This window comes from Fulvivirga sedimenti, assembly GCF_020328055.1.
In genome coordinates this window covers 706,620-724,297 of record NZ_JAIXNE010000002.1, presented here as the reverse complement: position 1 = coordinate 724,297, position 17,678 = coordinate 706,620, and the positions used below count along the sequence as shown (strand labels likewise).

15 protein-coding genes are annotated in these 17,678 nt (G+C 44.5%); 3 read left to right on the top strand and 12 right to left on the bottom strand.

The features are described from left to right. Positions 1-4: 4 nt before the first annotated feature. The 6 genes from LDX50_RS09540 to LDX50_RS09515 form a co-directional block, all read right to left on the bottom strand. Positions 5-2,164, bottom strand: coding sequence for a DUF5916 domain-containing protein (locus tag LDX50_RS09540; protein WP_225698217.1), 2,160 nt, complete (start codon positions 2,162-2,164; stop codon positions 5-7). 106 nt (positions 2,165-2,270) lie between these two features. Continuing rightward, positions 2,271-3,038 (bottom strand): NIPSNAP family protein, encoded by a 768-nt coding sequence (locus LDX50_RS09535; protein WP_225698216.1) that lies wholly within the window; start codon positions 3,036-3,038, stop codon positions 2,271-2,273. 51 nt (positions 3,039-3,089) lie between these two features. Beyond that, positions 3,090-4,019, bottom strand: a complete 930-nt coding sequence (locus LDX50_RS09530; RefSeq protein WP_225698215.1) for a hypothetical protein — start codon at positions 4,017-4,019, stop codon at positions 3,090-3,092. 153 nt (positions 4,020-4,172) lie between these two features. Continuing rightward, the gene (locus LDX50_RS09525) at positions 4,173-6,701 is read right to left on the bottom strand and encodes a c-type cytochrome (protein WP_225698214.1); all 2,529 of its coding nucleotides are present in this window, start codon (positions 6,699-6,701) and stop codon (positions 4,173-4,175) included. Between the two features lie 59 nt (positions 6,702-6,760). Continuing rightward, positions 6,761-7,726, bottom strand: a complete 966-nt coding sequence (locus tag LDX50_RS09520) for a proline iminopeptidase-family hydrolase (protein ID WP_225698213.1) — start codon at positions 7,724-7,726, stop codon at positions 6,761-6,763. A 34-nt stretch (positions 7,727-7,760) separates the two neighbouring features. Then, entirely contained in the window at positions 7,761-8,969 is a 1,209-nt protein-coding gene (locus LDX50_RS09515; RefSeq protein ID WP_225698212.1) for an MFS transporter, read from the bottom strand. A gap of 141 nt (positions 8,970-9,110) precedes the next feature. Between LDX50_RS09515 and LDX50_RS09510 the strand changes: the two genes are divergently transcribed. The 3 genes from LDX50_RS09510 (at position 9,111) to LDX50_RS09500 (ending at position 12,577) form a co-directional block, all read left to right on the top strand. Continuing rightward, positions 9,111-10,943, top strand: coding sequence for a helix-turn-helix domain-containing protein (locus tag LDX50_RS09510; RefSeq protein WP_225698211.1), 1,833 nt, complete (start codon positions 9,111-9,113; stop codon positions 10,941-10,943). Positions 10,944-11,070: 127 nt separating this feature from the next. Continuing rightward, entirely contained in the window at positions 11,071-11,733 is a 663-nt protein-coding gene (locus LDX50_RS09505) for a hypothetical protein (RefSeq protein WP_225698210.1), read from the top strand. 115 nt (positions 11,734-11,848) lie between these two features. Beyond that, on the top strand, positions 11,849-12,577 hold the full coding sequence (locus tag LDX50_RS09500; protein WP_225698209.1) for a DUF6090 family protein: 729 nt from the start codon (positions 11,849-11,851) through the stop codon (positions 12,575-12,577). A gap of 71 nt (positions 12,578-12,648) precedes the next feature. Here LDX50_RS09500 and LDX50_RS09495 read toward each other — a convergent pair whose 3' ends face one another. Genes LDX50_RS09495 through LDX50_RS09470 form a run of 6 tightly spaced genes read right to left on the bottom strand, consistent with a single transcriptional unit; the run spans position 12,649 to position 17,627 of the window. Continuing rightward, complete coding sequence (locus tag LDX50_RS09495) at positions 12,649-13,749, bottom strand: serine hydrolase domain-containing protein (RefSeq protein WP_225698208.1); 1,101 nt, start codon at positions 13,747-13,749, stop codon at positions 12,649-12,651. A 28-nt stretch (positions 13,750-13,777) separates the two neighbouring features. After that, entirely contained in the window at positions 13,778-14,095 is a 318-nt protein-coding gene (locus tag LDX50_RS09490; protein ID WP_225698207.1) for a TfoX/Sxy family protein, read from the bottom strand. Between the two features lie 9 nt (positions 14,096-14,104). Then, positions 14,105-14,443, bottom strand: a complete 339-nt coding sequence (locus tag LDX50_RS09485) for a VOC family protein (RefSeq protein ID WP_225698206.1) — start codon at positions 14,441-14,443, stop codon at positions 14,105-14,107. Positions 14,444-14,478: 35 nt separating this feature from the next. Continuing rightward, positions 14,479-15,057: a hypothetical protein gene (locus LDX50_RS09480; RefSeq protein WP_225698205.1), complete on the bottom strand. Its 579-nt coding sequence runs from the start codon at positions 15,055-15,057 to the stop codon at positions 14,479-14,481. A gap of 36 nt (positions 15,058-15,093) precedes the next feature. After that, positions 15,094-16,626: an alpha/beta hydrolase gene (locus tag LDX50_RS09475; RefSeq protein WP_225698204.1), complete on the bottom strand. Its 1,533-nt coding sequence runs from the start codon at positions 16,624-16,626 to the stop codon at positions 15,094-15,096. A 23-nt stretch (positions 16,627-16,649) separates the two neighbouring features. After that, positions 16,650-17,627, bottom strand: a complete 978-nt coding sequence (locus LDX50_RS09470; RefSeq protein WP_225698203.1) for an NAD(P)-dependent alcohol dehydrogenase — start codon at positions 17,625-17,627, stop codon at positions 16,650-16,652. Between the last annotated feature and the right edge of the window lie 51 nt (positions 17,628-17,678).

Below are 17,678 nucleotides of genomic sequence, written 5' to 3'. Positions count from 1 at the left end.
GATGTTAAAGATTGAGCCAGTAGTTAAGTTTAATCACTATCGCCCTGTTTTTCACCTTAAAATTATTGGAATAGTAGTTATCCGTGTAGACAATGAATAGATCAGATACAGGGGCATATCGCCATTGAAAACGGGCGTTAAGATTTACATTATCGATCTGGTTATTGTACTGAAGCCAGGTAGTGAGAAATATCTTGTCGGTAAATGTGACATCGAGACGGGGCCCAACCAGCAGAAAGTCTGAATTATTTTCTTCTTCATCGAAAGTCAGACGGTTAAAATCGGCCGTCACAGCGATACTTCCATAGGGTTGAAAACGATAACTGAGCGAACCCTGGAGGTTTGTAAGCGTTCCATTGAAAAATCCCCCATACTTCACGCCGGCATTATAGGTCCACCGGTTGCGTCGGTCTGATGTCATTTGAAACTCAACCTGGCGAAAACGGTGCTCTGATCCGGCCGGCAGGGGCTCTTTATCGTTATTAGTAGGATCGAATGGTTCGGTCAGCTGGATAAAACTTTCTTCGTAACCAACCTGATAGCTTGCGGTATTCAATAATAACAGCTCATAGTTCAGACTCAGAATATGATCGGTAAACCCCCATCCTTCGGTGAAATAGAATTGATTGCGCAGGGTGGGGCCATGTCGGTTCACCACGGTTGATTTAGGGAACCATTTATAACCGACATCCGGATTAAGCCGCAGGTATCCCGTTCGGGGAACAAATCCTACCTCGGCGACATAATCACTTCCCACATATTGATGTTCCCATTCGAACGTGAGGTTCTGACCCGTGTATTCCAGTTGTAATCCATGCGAAAGATCCTGCTGATCCGGTGTGAAAGACCCATGTAGAAATACTTTTCCTTGCCAAAGATTGTTTGCAGAGAAGAGATTGAAGTCGGCACCCACGACCCTGTTCCATTTATTGGCCAGGCTATCGCCCTGCATCACGTCAAGGCCATCACGGTTCACCACCATGAATGCAATATTGGATCGCTCCATTACGCGCCGCTGGAAGGCCGCCACAAAATAATTCTGTCCGGGATAATTCACGCTGTCTACCCGATTGGTGATCATGTCCAGCACGCCGATCCGCCAGTCCTTATTGATCTTTCCGCTCAGGCGTGCCCCTGTAAGGATCGGATTGGTAAGCCCGATTCGTCGTGAAAAGAACGGGCGAATATTGCGGTCACCAAAGTTGGCAAACAGGTCACTGTTTTCGAGGAAAAACTGCCGGCGTTCCGGAAAGAATAATTCAAACCTGCTCAGGTTCGTCACCTGGCGATCCACTTCAACCTGTGAAAAATCCGGGTTCAGGGTAAGGTCCAGATTAAGCGAGGAGGTAACGGCGATCTTGGCGTCAAATCCCGCATCAAAGGTATAGTCGGTTTCACTGCCTTCTTCCTGATTCTTGATTGCTCTTCCGGATACATAGGGTATTACAGATATATTTGTTCCTGGTGGTGGAGGTGGCTTATCCCAGTGAAGGGTACCAACGAAAGCCAGTGAAGCGCTTGGAAATTGCCTGGGAACCGGGGCCCAGGAGGATTTTTCATTTCGCTTGTTGTCTAAACGTGAGAAATTGATGCCCCACTCATCTATACCTTCCTTGTACCGGATCGATTTGAAAGGTATCATATATTCATGTACCTGGCGTCCCTCTTCCCGGTTAACTTTTGAAAACCATTTATTGTCCCACTCAAGTCCGACTGTACCACCGTCGGATTGCAAACCATCCCATTGTGCCCCGCCTGCAGATGCACCAAAGGAAAAGCCGTTGGTTTTATCCTGAAACGTGTCCATGAAAAAGATGAAATTATCGTTAGCGGAAAAATTAAAATCACGGCGCAGCGATGCGATCAGGTTCTTGCCGGGCAGATCATCCCAGCAAATTACTGCCACATATATGTTTTCCTGGTCATAGGTCATCATAACTTCTGTTTTTGCTTCCGCAAAACCAGTATCCATAGGGGTAATTCTGTAAAAATCCTTTGCAACATCTGCTGTCTCCCAACTTTTCTCATCCAGAATACCATCAATTCTGATCGGATCTATTGCTTCCTTGATATTCAGATGAAATTTTTCAGAATTATTCTCCTGGGCCCGGAGTATTCCAGCGGGAGATATCAGTATTAAAAATATGAGAAGAGCTCTGTTCACTATGATTGTAAACAGGAAGGTTAGTTAAATGCCAATAGATTTCAAATTCAATTTTTATGACAGGTATATAAATGTTTTGAATTGAACCGGTATCGCCGGATGCGTCCTAAACAGGTTGTAGAAACAACCGGCGAATATTGGAAACCGAATTGGCATATTCCGGTTTCGCCGACATCCGTTTCCACTCCGGATGGTCAACGAATACCTTCCAGTTGGCGTCCCTTTCTTCCATATCTTTAAACCCAAGCATGTAAACGAGGCTTGGCCGGAACGGTCCGCTGATCATATCCCCGAAAAACACAGGATGAAGTCCGGTTTTATAGAAGAGATCGATTTCTTCGACATTAAACATCTTTATTTTACGGCGTGTTGCATCTTCCGAGTAGCCTTCGTAGGTGCGCAGTTCAAAAATTGATGCCCCTTCAATCGGGTTATTCATTTTTGGAAGACCGTCAAATGCAAGCAGGAGTGATGAAGTGTATCGATTATACAACGGGCGGTCTGCGGGTATAGCATCATATTCCTGTGCGGCAGAATTGAAGGTTTGATCGTTTTGCAGATTTTGCCCGGCCAGGTAAATGGCTACTGTAGGATAGGAAATCAATACGTGCAGATTTGAAGGGTTGCTCATGCCATATTCGCTGAAAAGGATGAAATGATTGACACCTGTTCGCTTCAATGCCGGCTGTAGCACATCCTTCAGATAATTGACAAGTAAAGATTGGTTGCTTCCAAATTTCACCTCATACGTTCTGAGCTCATAAAGCTCTTTTTCCTCGGCAAGAGATGAGGTGGCCGATGCCTTTCCAAATGTCATGGAAAGAGGTATTGCTGAAGTAAGGGAAGCGGCCTGAATAAATTTGCGTCGTTTCATGAGGCATGGTCTTTAGTTCAGGTGTAAGTTACAAATAACCCTTGAATGACTTTATTCAATAACCTCAAATCGTTTATACATATTTCGCTCAAGCGCTTGTGGCACTTCAGATATAAGCAGGTAGCTCCCGGTTTGAAGAGAAGCGCTGAAGTAACCCGTCTGACCGCCCGGTAATTCCTGTATGCCCCCCAGAAAAGTATAACCTTCTGGTGCCGGTGTTCGCAATGCTGTAAAATCTGCTGCGTTCAACCAGGCAGCCAGGGGAGCGATATCTGTATCGGCAGCGTCAAGGCGGACAATGTTAACATCATGTCCCATCATATTTTCGTACTTCTTCTGATCCTCAAAATGGACTGAAAATGTATACTCACCAGCCGGAATAGTATCGTTGAATTGAATTCCATTTGTGCTGGAAACAGAGATTCCCAAATCAGATGGAAGATCTTTCAGGGAAGATACAGCATCGGTTACGATAACTTCATTCAGCATACCCATCAGTGCATGAGGCCGGCCATTGGGCATACGAACATAACATTCCATGGCATATCTGCCCGGCTCCAGGAAAAATGTGGCATCTGCTTTACTGGCAGGGCCGAGAAGACCGACGCCACCTACATTTTCTACCTGGCTAAACCATTCCGGTATCTTGCCGAATTCCTGGAACCCTTCATCCATTTTGCCTTCGTCGAAAAGATCAAGTGCATTTTCAAAAACAGAAACAATATCGCTTTTATAATTCTCCAGGGTGATGCCCTCCGGTAATTTTTCAAAAACAAAAAAATGGATGTCCCCCGACTGGTTGTCGTATTCAAAAGTATGCCAGCCCGATGGAATCGTATCCGGCAGGTTGAACTCCATCGATCGGGTAGTCACAACTATCGGGGTGTAAGCAGGAGTTTCAGCTTTATCATTGCTTGTCTCAGTGCTGCATCCACAAAACAGAACCAAAGAAAAGCCGATCAGTATATGAAGGTGTTTCATTAGAAAGGTTTTTTTCCAATAATATAGTAAGTATGCGGCTTTTATGTCAAGTGACAGGTTCGAGTTCGCCAATTAAATTTTATCATAGAATCAACATCAAAGCTATAAAGACGGTCACCAAAAATCTCGCAGAGCGTTTCAATATCGCAGGTCTTATTTAGAATCGTTTCTGCTTTTACTCAGATAGGCCATCAGTTGGCGCAATTCTTCGTCATTGAGTGAATTGATCAGGCCCCCGGGCATCAACGATACCGGAGATGGCACCTGGGATTCAATGTTATCGGCAGCAATGGAAATTTCATCATTTCCAAATGGATTCACATTCACATATGCAGTATCATCGGTTGTTCGTGTTGTTCTTCCGACTACAGTATTCCCGTCTCTCAGCGCAAATAATGTTGCAGCATATTGGTCTGAAATTGACATACTTGGCGAGATCATTGCCATTAACAGGTCATAATTGGAGAAACGCGTACCTGCCTGTGTGAGGTCCGGACCTACATTACCGCCCAGGCCATCCATGCTGTGGCAGGATGCGCAGAGCAGCGCTTTGTATAACTCCTCGCCACGTTTCAGGTCTTTTCCTTCGAGCTGACCGTTCACAGCCTCCAGTGCCATGCTGATTTGCCAGTTTTTTCCAGGACCTGATGGAGGAGGAACATTTGAATCGTACGAGGGCTGGTTCAAAAGTGCTTCCCCCGAAATCTCAGCCAGTTGTTTACGTTCATCAGCCGGAACCTGATCCAGCGCCTCCAGGCGGATGCGCTCTACAAAACCAATATAACTCCACCCTCCGCTTTTTTGTAAAGCCCGATAGAACCACCGGAAATATCGTTCCCGAAGTTCCGGCGTCCAGCCGGACTCCTGATGGCTGAGTGCTCGTGCCAGGGCGATTCCCTGCTCAGCTGGCCTGTTTTCATGCATCGCTTTGATGGTAGGACCGTATTGTTCACTTCGTTCCAGCACATCTACCGGGGTGAGGTCGGCTTCAATGGTCGCCTCGGCCTGCTCCATTAAGGTGAGTGTAGGCTCAATTACTTCCGCATGGTCGAGATAGACAAGCATTTCGCTCATCTCCCGGTCAAGGGCGGCATTGCCGCCTGGATATGCGGGCAGGTTTGAACGGATGTCATTGTCTGGTGCGCCGAGCCTTGAAAAAATCAGGGCATATACGCGTACGAGGGCCAGCTTACTCTGGAGATCCAGCTTTTCGGGATCGACTGATTTAAGTTTTGAAAGTAAGGGATTCTTCAGACGGACATCATTCGAGTGTGCAGCCGCGATGGCAGCTTCAAATATGATGGAGGGTTGACTTTCTGCCTCAAGTTTGGAAAGCCATGAATCTGCAGGATGTTTCTCCAGGGCAACGCGCGCTGAATAACGGATGAAACGGTCATCGCTTGAAAGTCCGTTCCAGATTTCGTCCAACGGCACAGCAGGTTCCATAAGCGCATGCATCGCTGTGCGTGCCGAACTATTGGCGGAAGCCATTTGAACAGGATCGGTTGCAGCATTACCGGTATACCGGACACGGTAGAGATAGGAAGTTCCTCTTCTTCCCCCGGTGGTGAAATACATATTGCCATCCGGAGCGATAACCAGATCGGTGATTGCCAAAGGTGTGCCGGATAGGAATTCCGACTTTTTAGCGGAGTAGGAGGCTCCGTTTTCCGACAGATCGACTTTATAGATCGTTCCGAAACTCCAGTCGGAAATATACAGACTGCTCTGATATTCAGCTGGAAATTTTGCGCCATAACCAAACGTGATTCCGGTAGGTGAGCCCTGTCCGATGTCGATAACGGGAGGCAGGTTGTCGGGATAATATGCGGGCCATTTCCCTGAGCCTGTTCGCCACCCAAATTCTGCACCGGGTATGACATGACATACTCGTGTTGGCCGATACCAGGGAGATCCCAGATCCCATTCCATATCTGAGTCATAGGTGAAAAGCTCACCTTCAACGTTGAAAGCAATATCATAGGCATTTCGAAATCCTGAAGCAATGACGTTCCAGGATTGTCCATCATCGTCTGATCGCGCAATCCATCCTCCCGGAGGCTTTATGTTGTTGGCATGTCCGCGGGGGTCCAGAATTGCCGGGTACAACCGGTCCTCTTTCCAGTTCGCATTTAAAATTGATGTGGAGTTTTCGGGTACCAGTGTATGGTTTCCGGCAATGAGATAAAGTGACTTCCCGTCGGGGCCTTCAATAATGGCGTGTGGACCGTGTTCGCCTTCGCCTTCCAGGGAAATCAATTGTTTCACATCATCCAGTTCATCGTCACCATCTGAATCAGTGATCCTGTAAACCCCGCTTCCATTGAAGGTATCATTGGGGCGGGCGTTTACGGAAACGAACAGACCTCCGTCTTTCCAGAGAAGTCCCTGGGCGCTTCCGATATTAAGGTTAATGCTATCTACGGTTACCCCGGCACCTTCCAGGGTAATGCGATACAAGCGGCCATATTGATCTGAAGTAATTAACCGGCCATTGTCATCATAGGTCAGAGAAACCCATGAACCCTGTCCGTGTTCTGTTGGAGAGTATAACATAGTGGCTTCGAATCCTTCAGGAACAGTGATTATGGGGTAATCGCCATTAGCAGGATTGCCTGTCTCTTTTGTGGAACAGGAACAGTAAATTATGCAAAAGACGAGGGTAATATTCAAAAATTTCATTCGGGTCGATTCAGGGAGGTTAAAATTTTACGAGTTCACTGTGACTGAATTGGAACAGCTCATTCTTCAAGTTGATTCAGGAAGGTTCGCTGGACAGCAATCGTTTTTTCGGGGTTGCCCCAGGTAGTGAGATGAACTGCATTATCTATTATTTCCACCTTTGATCCGGGGACCATGTCTGCCCATTTACGTACATAACTTTCCTTTATTTCGTCGAATTCGCCCGCAGTGAACAGGGTTGGTACATTGATCTTTTTCAGGGTTTCAGTAGCGTCAAACGTTTCCAGTGTGCCAGTAACGTTAAACTCGCTGGCTCCCCACATATACCCATAAATCTCATTGTTCATCGTTGTAATTGTACTGTCAAAATCAGCCGCTGGCGGATTAGCTCCCCAGACATAATTTTCGTAAAACATATTCATGGCCGTTTCATAACCAGGGTTACTGAAATCACCAGAAATTTCTGCTTCATTGATTGCTTGTTTCAGGGAATCAGGGAAGGACTCCAGTAATTCCCGGGTACTGCTCATCCAGTCCTGGCTTACCAGGCACGGACTGGCAAAGGTAAGGGATGCTACGGCATCCTGGTGCGCTTCATAATAGGCTGCGGCCAGCATAGTGCCCCATGAATGACCCATAATGTGCCATTTTGAAATACCAAGATGGTTTCTCAATGCTTCCAGTTCACCAACGAACCTGTCCACAGTAAATAAGGTTGTATCACTGATATAATCAGATTTTCCACATCCCAGTTGATCGTATCGTATCACGGGCCTGTCTGAACTCAGATCCTCAAATGGTTTCAGGTAAATGCTTCCCACACCTGGTCCACCGTGTAATAATACCAACGGAACGGCATCACCGCTGCCGGAAACTTTATACCATATTTTTCCTCCTTCGACTTCTGCGAAACCTTCCCCTGCTTGAAGAGTGTTGGTGGATTCCTTAGGTTGACATCCTGCAACGAGGATGAGTGTGAGTAAAGCGAGTGCAAAAGGAATGAGGTAGTGATTTCTTTTTGTCATAAACGTGTTTTTTGATTGAAACAATATACAAAAACTATTGAGTTTGGAAGGCGTCCTGATCAGGCCTCAATAAATTCTTTTTCCTACTTTTAGCTGATAGCAGACCTGTGAGAGGTCCGATGAGCAGGGCTAAAAATATATATTGGACAGGGATGTTGTTTTGCAAAACATTCAGAAGCTGGATGCTGAATATGGTAATAGAAAAGCCAATACAATTTACAATGGTTAGTGCTGTTCCTTTGTTTTCCGGGATCGCGTTTTGAGCTACAAGTGTAGAGAAGAGGGGTGAATCTGCGATGACCACCATTCCCCAGCAAAGAAGAAATATGAGAAAAACTAACTGCGAGCCGGACATGAAGGCAACCGGACTGATCAGACAGCAAATTCCGGAAAGCGAAAGGGCGGTAAGTGCGGTACGTTTCGTTCCGAAGAGTTGTGAGAGATATCCTCCCGCAATACATGCGAGGCTGCCTGCGCCGATAATCAGGAATGACCAGAGCGGTATTGAAAATGTTGCCTGCGGGTGAAGTGACTTATAGGTTGTGAGCATTACCGGAACGAAAGCCCAAAAGGCATACAGTTCCCACATGTGTCCGAAATAGCCAAAAGCGGCTGAGCGGAAATCAGGCGCACTGAATACTTTAAAAAAAGCTGAAAACTGGAGTTTCTGACTTTTCCTTCGAAAGGGGCCATCAGGAACTAAAATTAATATCAGCGTTCCACCAAGAATTGCAAGTATTGATGTTATGATCAGCACAGATTTCCAGGGCAGGGAACCGGTCCATTGATTCAGCAGGTGGGGAAAAGCCGTACCCAGTACAAGAGCTCCAACGAGAAATCCCAAAGATTTACCCAGTCCCTTGTCAAAATAGTCTGAAGCTATTTTCATGCCCACCGGATAAATCCCTGCAAGGAAGAATCCGGTAGCGAAACGCCAGCTGATCAGCGTGGCGAAAGTGTTAAAATCCAATATGGTTAAGCCATTAAACAAAGCGCCAAATAGAGCGCTGATAAAAAAGACCCGGGAAGGGGAGTACCGGTCGGATATAGTGAGCAGGGCAAATACAAGCGTTCCGCAAATGAAACCGAATTGAACAGCCGAAGTAAGGTGTGGAAGTGCTGAGGAGGGCAGGTCATACGTGGCAACAAGTGATGCCATCACGCCATTACCGGCAAACCAAAGCGAGGTACAACAAAACTGTGAAAATACGATGACAGGAAGGATATGGCTTCGCACAGGCATGGCCGTAAGATAAAAAGATTTAATTATCAATGGGGGTATCAGGAATCATTAAAATAGTTACCGTTGCGAATGACTTAAATCAGTGTAAAAGAGTCCTGATTGGTTTACATTAAACCTGCCGGAATAACAAGAAGTGTAATCATGCCTACCATGTTTATTGAGGCCGTGAGATCTACCATACAGAACAATCTCTCCAGGGAGCATTATGGGGTGAATGAGTTGGCAGTGGATATGGGTATGAGCAGATCACAGCTTTTGCGCCGGATTAAGGAATCCACAGGGCTTTCTGTCTCAGAATTTATTCGAAATGAAAGACTCGGAGAGGCACGAGTTTTATTAAAAACAAGTGACCATTCAATTTCTGAAATTGCTTATTTGGTTGGCTTCAGCAGCCCTTCCTATTTTGTCAAATGCTTTCATGATAGCTATGGTGAAACGCCCGGGGATTTTCGGTCAGGACCGTCTGAATTAACCGGGACGCCGGAACGTCGAAGATCGGTTCCTATGCTGGGCATTATTTCACTAACAGGTGTATTTTTAATTCTGGCGATCTTGCTGGGAATATATTTTCCCCTGAATCGCGATGAGGTACCAGATTCAATTGCGGTATTGCCATTCTCAAACCTGAGTGAAGCGGAGGAATTTGTTTCCGATGGCCTTACTGAATCGGTCATAAATGATCTTGCAAGTGCAGACAGGTGGCGCGTTATATCGCGGGCATCGGTAATGCGCTTTAAGGATGATTTTCCAGGAACTGCGGAAATTGCCAGGCAACTGGATGTTGACCTGATCGTTAGTGGCTCCATTCAGCAAATAAAGGACAGTATCTGGGTAAATATTCAGCTCATAAAACCTTTGCCTGAAGAACATCAACGATGGATTAAGCGATATTCCTTTTCCAACATTGATATATTGAGTCTTTCGGAACTTATATCTGCCGATATTAAAAATCAACTTGACCCTGAATTTCCGGTGCTTTCAGAAATGGAAATAAATGAGTATTCAGAATCAAGAGAGTTGTATCTGAAGGGCGCTTACTTCCTGCAACATGAAACCCCTGCTGGACTGGAAAAGTCGATAAAATATCTGCTTCAATCTATCCAGCTGGATTCAACATATAGCCCGTCCTTTTCGGCACTTTCCAGGGCGTATATTTCACAAAACCGTTTTCTACAGGATATCGGGGAAAAGAAAATAAATCACGAAAAAAGTCTCAAGGCTGCAAGAAATGCATTGGCATTAAATAAAAATTCCGCATCGGCCTACATAGCGATGGCCAGGGTTAATCTATTGATCGACTGGGATTGGGGCGCGTTAAAGAGGAATTTGCAGCAAGCCCTTATGATCAATCCAAGCCTTTCAGAAGCTCATGAGTTGATGTCTCATTATTACGCCTTGCAGGGTGAATATTCACAAGCCATTGAAGAGGCCGCTACAGCCCGCAGACTGGATCCATTAAACCCTGCAGCCGGAACGTTACTGGCTGATCGATATTATATTGCATCTGAACTCGAAAATGCCATCGACACCTATCAGGGGGTATTGGAGCTTTTTCCTGATTACAGCTATGCCTGGGACGGTCTGGGTTACGCATATTTTTACTCAGGCAATAAACAACAAGCCTTAAAGTGCTGGCAAAATTTTCAGAATGTCATTGGCAATGAAGTTATCGCAGAATTTTATACGGAACAATCCTTTAACAGCAGTCTGCGCTATTGGCTGGAGAAAGCAATGGGCCCAACACCTCAGACCTGTTCAAACCCGACAGTAGTTGCGACAGTATATATGATGCTGGATCAACCTGTGGAGGCCATTGATTATCTTGAAATCGCCTTTGAGTTTCGGGATGAAAGGCTTCCGCTAATGCTGATAAGACCGGATTTCTATAATCTTAGAATTAATCCGAGGTTCAAATTCATTGCCGGTCAACTGGATATAACCCTGCCGGAACCCGCCTTCAGTACTGATCTCTGAAATGAAATTGCCTGCTGCGCCATCAGTCTTATTTTGGTATTAAAATTGACATGATTCGCTGCAAATTTGATAAGAATGACATAGCCTGTTTAGCGAAATTGATCCTGTAAATTAAACAATCAGAGCTATGAGAAACTTTATAATTTTTACAGGAATTTGGGCTTTGTCTTTCTTGCTTATAACAGCATGTGAAGACAGTGTCTATGATGAAATTGTTGAAGAACCCGTTAGTGAAACAGTTTCTTCCGATCAAAAAGGCAACGATCAATCCAGGGTCTATGGGTTTGACCAGTGGGGCTATAACTGGAATGCGCATCACTTTAATGGTAATGTCTGGAATGCTATCGTTGCAGATTACCTCTACCAGGGTGAGTTCTTCTGGCGGATTGATCCCTATACCGGGGATGATGAATCCTATCTTGAAAAATATCCGTGGGCTGATCAGATGCCATTTTGGGCATACAGGAATATGGAACTCGTCATGCACTGGAATGAGGGTCTGATTTCAAAGGATGGTGAATATCAGGATTGGCTGGATTCAGACGCATGGATCACATTCCACTACAAGCTTGGTAAGGGAAGTGATAAATGGTTTCAATTTCAAAAGTTTGTGGCGGCAAAATCAACGGATTATATAAAAGACGGTATGTGGTACGACCAGGATGGTAATCTTATTGGAATATTTCACGATTGGGATACGCTCATAATGATAGAAGTCCATGACGCCGGTCAACCACCTTATTTCAAAAGCCCTCTAAGTCCGGGTTTAGGAAAATATAAGCTCCGATAGTTGGCTTACTTAAGCAAAGCGCGGATCATTTTGGTCCGCGCTTTCATTTTACAGACCTGTGTTATTATCAAATGGAGAATTTGAAATATATATTTTTTCCTGCATCTTGACGGCCATGCGTACTTTTTTAAAAGGTAATAGAAGAAAGTCTCTTGACCGGATTCGGCACTACCTGGGTTATGCGGTAGGTGAGATTGTCCTGGTAGTGATTGGTATTCTGATTGCCCTTCAAATCAATAACTGGAATGGATTCAGAAAGGAGAGGAATCTTGAAAAAGAGATCCTGGTAGAAATTAAAAAATCACTTCTTTCAGACATCGAATATGAGTTACAACCGGAAATTGACCAGGCGCTTCAGGACGTCAGGAATTCGAATGAGATTCTGTTTGTATTGGATAATATGAAGGAAATGCCTGATTCCATAAGTCTTAAATTCCGTTCATTTATGTTTAGCAAGGACCTCGTTTGGGGGGTGACTGCCAACAAAACACTGGAGAATGAGGGCATTAAGGTCATCCAGAATCCATTGCTGAAAGAACGAATTGTAGAACTATACAATGTTAAATTTCCTTCTGCCAGGAATGCCGTTGACAATTTTGGAAATAATCTTATTGAATATTTCAGGCCAATGATGAGGGATCGATTTGTTTTCGCTTATAAAGATTTGGACTCAGTTCAATATTACCCGATCGATTATATCACATTGCGCCAGGATCAGCTTTTCCTGAATACGGTTCAGACGGCACGGCTAAATTTTAGAAATATCAGCAGGACATTGCTAAACCTCAGGCAGGAAATACTGGATACTGTTGAAATGATTGACAAAGAGTTGGAGGACAGCTGAGTTCTGGTTTGTCCATCGGCAAAAGGTTGTTTGAACGGCTTCGGGAAGAACCTTCCTGTCAGCAGCCTAAATTATTTAATCGAAGTATGTATGTTCTTCAGAATACTCCATGAATTTTTTTCAATGTCCCACTGGTTGTAGTTTCCTGCTGTGGTAACAATGACCATATCATTTTCGGAGTCAAAGAAAATGCGCTGATCACCATTTCCGACAGCAGCAGGAATTACATGTTCTCCATTTGAGTCTTTTAAATTGTACGTCCAGAATTGGTAACCATATCCTCCGCCACCGGGTCTTTCTACATGGGGGCTAAGTGATTCTTCAACCCAGGAAGCGGGAATAATCTGATCTCCATTATACATCCCTTTGTTGTGATAAAGAATTGCTAATTTCAACAAATCCGGCGAAGTGAGTCGTAAGCCGGATGCTGCGGCAGGCATCTCTGAACCAGGAAAGGTTGTCCATTCAGACCGCGTGATTCCTATTGGAGTGAAAACGTATTCCTTCGCAAATTCATGGACATTTTTTCCGCTCACTTTATGAATAATTTCCGCCAGAATCTCTGTGGTCCCACCGCTGTAATTCCATTCGGTTCCCGGGGAGGTGACCATCTTTCTACTCAGAATGAAGTCCACCTTATCCGGGCTTTCATCCATCTGGATTTCGCTGTTTTCTGGATTTGTGTAGGGAACATTTTCATTCCACTCCAATCCCGCAGTCATTGTAAGCAAATCCCTGATCGTAATATTTTCGCGGCCATCATTTTTGTACTGCTGATAGTCTTCAAAAAAGTCGAATACGGATTGGTCAGTACTTTTAATCAAGCCCATATCGATAGCTATTCCTATACAAGCCGAAACGACACTTTTTGAAACACTCCGCATATCATGAAGAACTGTATCTGTGTGCTGAACAAAACCAATCTTTTCACCCCAGATCTCATCTTCTCCCGGAAAGTATTCTTCGACAACCAGGCTATCATTCTTGTAAATAAGCAGACTATGGCGATTCGGATAAACCCCCGATCGGATACTGTCAAGGAGTAAATTAATATTAGCCATATCCAGGCCGATGTCCACGGATTTGTCCGGTTCATTCGTGGGTGGTTCCGAAGTATTACATCCAATTGAAAAAGTGAGCAGTATGATCAGGAGGATTCGGGCTGGATTCATATGAATTTAAGTGTGGGTGGTAAAGTGGTTATTTTTTCCTTTTTGGTGGAGGAAGTTCTTTCACAGTAATTTTTACAAGTTCACAAAGCCAGTCCCTGTCTTCCAGTTTGTCCTCTATTAAAAAACTGTTTTTTGCCCCGGGATAGGGGGGAGCTTCAGCCGGTTTTCCAATAAATGCCCTTCCGCCTTCCGTTGGTTTTACAAAAAATCGATTGTCACAAATCAAACCAAAAAACACCCCGTCGAGGTAGACGCCATATTCCCCGAACATTTTTTTAGCAAACACGTCTCCGGCAGCTTCAAGCTGGTCTGTAACGAAAGAAACAAATTCCTGGTCTGAAGCCATAAATCCGAATTAAATTTCGATAAGGTACAAAATATTACCATCGGGATCGCAAAAGGAATTCAGATTCGCCTGATCATTTTTATTTGGTTGCATCCTTAACCCTTTTTCCATTAAGTCTGACGTAGCTTTTTTTAAATCCGATACCCTGATTCCTATCTGAAGGTTATTTCCCTGAATAATTTCATCGGCAGTCGGATGAAGTCCCAGGTTAATGCCCGGGCCTTCAATGTCTGCCCAGTTGTTGCCAAACCGGTGTTTCAGTGTAAAACCGAGGGTTTCGGTATAGAATCGTATCGATGCTTCCAACGAATGGACCATGATTGTCAGGTTACAATTGATTATTTCCATAGCGTAGAATGTATTATCGTTAGTATGGTTAGCCTTTATTCAACCAATTCCCTTTTCCATAAATTTTCAAGTTGCGCTCTTAATTGTTCATAAACGGGCTGATAATCTTCCGAAGATTCAGTGCTGAACTTAAGTGAAACACTGTCAGGGTAGTGCCCCATTGAAATAAAATGGTTATCCATCGTATCCCTTTTGTTATAGAAAGTTGGTGTTTCCCCCTGGAAATCATAGAGATGCTCCGAAAGAATATGCGTGTAACCCGTTGCATCATTATTGATGATGGATTCCCATTTCAATTTCCGAACAGCCTGTATATCGTTACTTCTATTCAACAGGTAATGGGTGAATGTAAATCCATATTCTCCACAGGTCAGGGAATCAACCACGATGATCCTTTTATTTCCTGTGAAATGATAAACGTCCCCAAAACAATCACCGCCGCCGTAGGCATAAATACTGTCCAGCGTCATTCCATCTGTCTGAAAGACTGAAAGACCTGACATATCAATGACTGCCTCAGCAAACTGATTGTCATTACCAGCTTCTGTTGAGTTACTATTTTTCTGACACCCTGCGACAATAAGTATCAGGATAACAAGCATATCGTATTTCATAGGAGAAGTTAATGAAATACGCGATAAAATTTCTGTTTAGCGTACGGATTCGGCCATTTTTTCCTGTATTTTAAGAAGGGTCAACTGGTAGTTATAGTTCTCGCAATGTCCTTTCATCGGGGAAAATTCCACGACCGCGTCTGACTTCGGGTTTTCAGTAGTTTCCAGGAAATCAGCAAAGGCACGGGTTGCGGGATTAAGATAGAAGTTATCCATATCACCCATCCAGATATATACTTTGCCCTGAATTTTCGGCCCCAGTGTTTCCCAGTTCTCCTTTGCATGGATCTTAAAATCATATTTTTTCCAGTGTTCAGCAACCTCATGATCTATTTCACCCGATTCGGGATCGAATACCGGCAGGGGTAAACCATCAGACCCTTTGGGACTGTACAGTGCGGTGTGTGCACTGAATTGGCCGCCAGACTTGACATAAGTATTCGTTGTGCTCAAAACATTTTCATAGTTAATAAAATCCTGAAGGGAAAGCATCGGCTCGCCCAGGACACTACGCATCACAGGTCTCTTGTATCCGAATTCATTGTAATAGGCATTTTCATCCTTGTAAATGTTAATGAGTTGATAATTCTCAAATTCAATGGCATCCGGACTGAAGGAAAAAACACCCCCGAATGTATCAGGGTAATAAAGCTGCAGACCCAGTGATACCCATCCGCCAGTTGAGCATCCGTCAACAAACCGTGTAGCCGCGTCATCGGTACCGCGGTATTTGCTTTCGATATAGGGAATCAGTTCATTGATGAGAGCATAGCCGTACGGACCGCTGTTTTCAGAATCCATCTGGTAGGAGTCACCGTATGGACCTTCTCCATCGAGGAATACGCTGATGATTTGCGGAGCTTCTTCTGAATCCCACCAGGACATAAATTTCTCATCGTTCAGCAGGTAATTGATCCTGGTATAACGGCCTCCATACCCCGCTACATTGTAGCGAATGGTATAGACATTCCCCGGTTGATAGTTGTGTGGAAACAGGATCGATGCTTTCAGGTGAACTGGTTTCTTCCACCAGCTCGACAACGTATCGCTTTTGAAATCTATTACCGTGGCAAGTGGACTTTCAGTGATCGACCTTTCACCTATTTTTTTATCAAGTGAAAATACCGCGGTCGCATCGTCGGACAAATTGACCGGTTGTTTTTCTGAATATAGGTTTCCCGGCGCATTGATTCGGGATTCCTCTTCATCCTGATCCCACAATACTTGCACGAAGTATTCACCAGCCGGAACATTATCCAGATTCCAGCTTGCTGTGGAAGACCAGTCCTCCGTTTTTCCAATAATCAGGGGATTGGTCATATCCCATCCCGATAAATTTTTAGCGAAAATTTCAGTTCGTGACATCGGGTTTGGCCAGGTTTGAGTTCTTGGTTCGACCTGAGGATTCTGCGACAGAAAGATATACAATCGCCCGGCGTCCCTGAAGTCATCTTTCATTTGATCTGAAACGGAAATAGTGATGGTGAGTTTACTCTCCTGCGCATGAGATCCAAAAGAGAACGTCATCAGGATGAACATGAGCGCAGCACTGCGGTATATAATTTTCATGATTGGTAATGGTTTTGCGTGCGTTAAGTTTCCGGGTTTTGGACCTTCAGAATTACATTTCCTGTTTTTTGTCCTGAGAGTACATAGGCATAGGCTTCTTTTACTTCTTCCAATGAATACATCCGGTCGATAAGAGGCTTGAATGCTCCCGCACTGATCAGTTCCGCGGAAAATTTCAGGCTTTCGTTTATGTTGAGAGGTATCGGGAATTTAACTTTTCTCCCGCTTGATACTGGTGCTATCATTGCAAGAAACGGGTTTTCATAATTCGGTCCTAATTCTGAAGAAATGTATATTCCCCTGGCGGACAGGAGTCGCTTGCACTTTCCGTAGCTGCTTTTGCCTACCGCATCAAAAACATAATCATAAATTTCATTCTCTTTGGTAAAGTCGGCAGAGGTGTAATCAATAATTCTGTCCGCGCCAAGTTCTTTTACGATATCTGCATGTTCACCTCTGCAGGTGGCAGTTACACTGAGACCATGGTATTTCAGCATCTGAATAAGGGCTGAGCCAATGGCGCCGGTGCCGCCATTCACCATGGCTTTTTGGCTGGGTTTTAAGGATACTTTGTTTATGAAATTATAGGCATAATGAACACCTTCAATACAAGCGACTCCTTCAATTGGGTTAATGGAGTCAGGCATCAATTCGATACCCCTGTTTTCATTGAATATCATATATTCCGCCTGGGAAGCAGCCTTTCCGGAATCATCAAACCCCCAAACCCTGTCACCTGGTTTGAATTTTTTTACCTTTTCGCCGACTTCCACAATTTCACCGGTGAAATCTGTTCCGGGAACCGGGTATTTGGGCGTGACGAGTCCCATGATAAGTTGCATGATCAGCGGTTTCCCCGTGAGATTGGCGCAATCGGTGCGGTTCACTGTGGTTGCTGTCACTTTAATGATCACATCATTCTCGGAGGGGCCAGGAACCGGTAATTCCTTGATTTGAAGAACTTCCTGGTTTCCATAGGATGTGCGGTATGCGGCTTTCATACTGCTAGTAATTCATTTTTGATCAGGATTCAAACGGTCTGATGATAAATG

Coding starts and splice junctions, on each gene's coding strand:
- LDX50_RS09510 (WP_225698211.1), top strand. CDS start 9,111: ATGCCTACCATGTTTATTGAGGCCGTGAGATCTACCATACAGAACAAT.
- LDX50_RS09520 (WP_225698213.1), bottom strand. CDS start 7,726: ATGACAAAAAGAAATCACTACCTCATTCCTTTTGCACTCGCTTTACTC.
- LDX50_RS09475 (WP_225698204.1), bottom strand. CDS start 16,626: ATGAAAATTATATACCGCAGTGCTGCGCTCATGTTCATCCTGATGACG.
- LDX50_RS09535 (WP_225698216.1), bottom strand. CDS start 3,038: ATGAAACGACGCAAATTTATTCAGGCCGCTTCCCTTACTTCAGCAATA.
- LDX50_RS09500 (WP_225698209.1), top strand. CDS start 11,849: ATGCGTACTTTTTTAAAAGGTAATAGAAGAAAGTCTCTTGACCGGATT.
- LDX50_RS09470 (WP_225698203.1), bottom strand. CDS start 17,627: ATGAAAGCCGCATACCGCACATCCTATGGAAACCAGGAAGTTCTTCAA.
- LDX50_RS09530 (WP_225698215.1), bottom strand. CDS start 4,019: ATGAAACACCTTCATATACTGATCGGCTTTTCTTTGGTTCTGTTTTGT.
- LDX50_RS09480 (WP_225698205.1), bottom strand. CDS start 15,057: ATGAAATACGATATGCTTGTTATCCTGATACTTATTGTCGCAGGGTGT.
- LDX50_RS09515 (WP_225698212.1), bottom strand. CDS start 8,969: ATGCCTGTGCGAAGCCATATCCTTCCTGTCATCGTATTTTCACAGTTT.
- LDX50_RS09495 (WP_225698208.1), bottom strand. CDS start 13,749: ATGAATCCAGCCCGAATCCTCCTGATCATACTGCTCACTTTTTCAATT.
- LDX50_RS09490 (WP_225698207.1), bottom strand. CDS start 14,095: ATGGCTTCAGACCAGGAATTTGTTTCTTTCGTTACAGACCAGCTTGAA.
- LDX50_RS09485 (WP_225698206.1), bottom strand. CDS start 14,443: ATGGAAATAATCAATTGTAACCTGACAATCATGGTCCATTCGTTGGAA.
- LDX50_RS09525 (WP_225698214.1), bottom strand. CDS start 6,701: ATGAAATTTTTGAATATTACCCTCGTCTTTTGCATAATTTACTGTTCC.
- LDX50_RS09505 (WP_225698210.1), top strand. CDS start 11,071: ATGAGAAACTTTATAATTTTTACAGGAATTTGGGCTTTGTCTTTCTTG.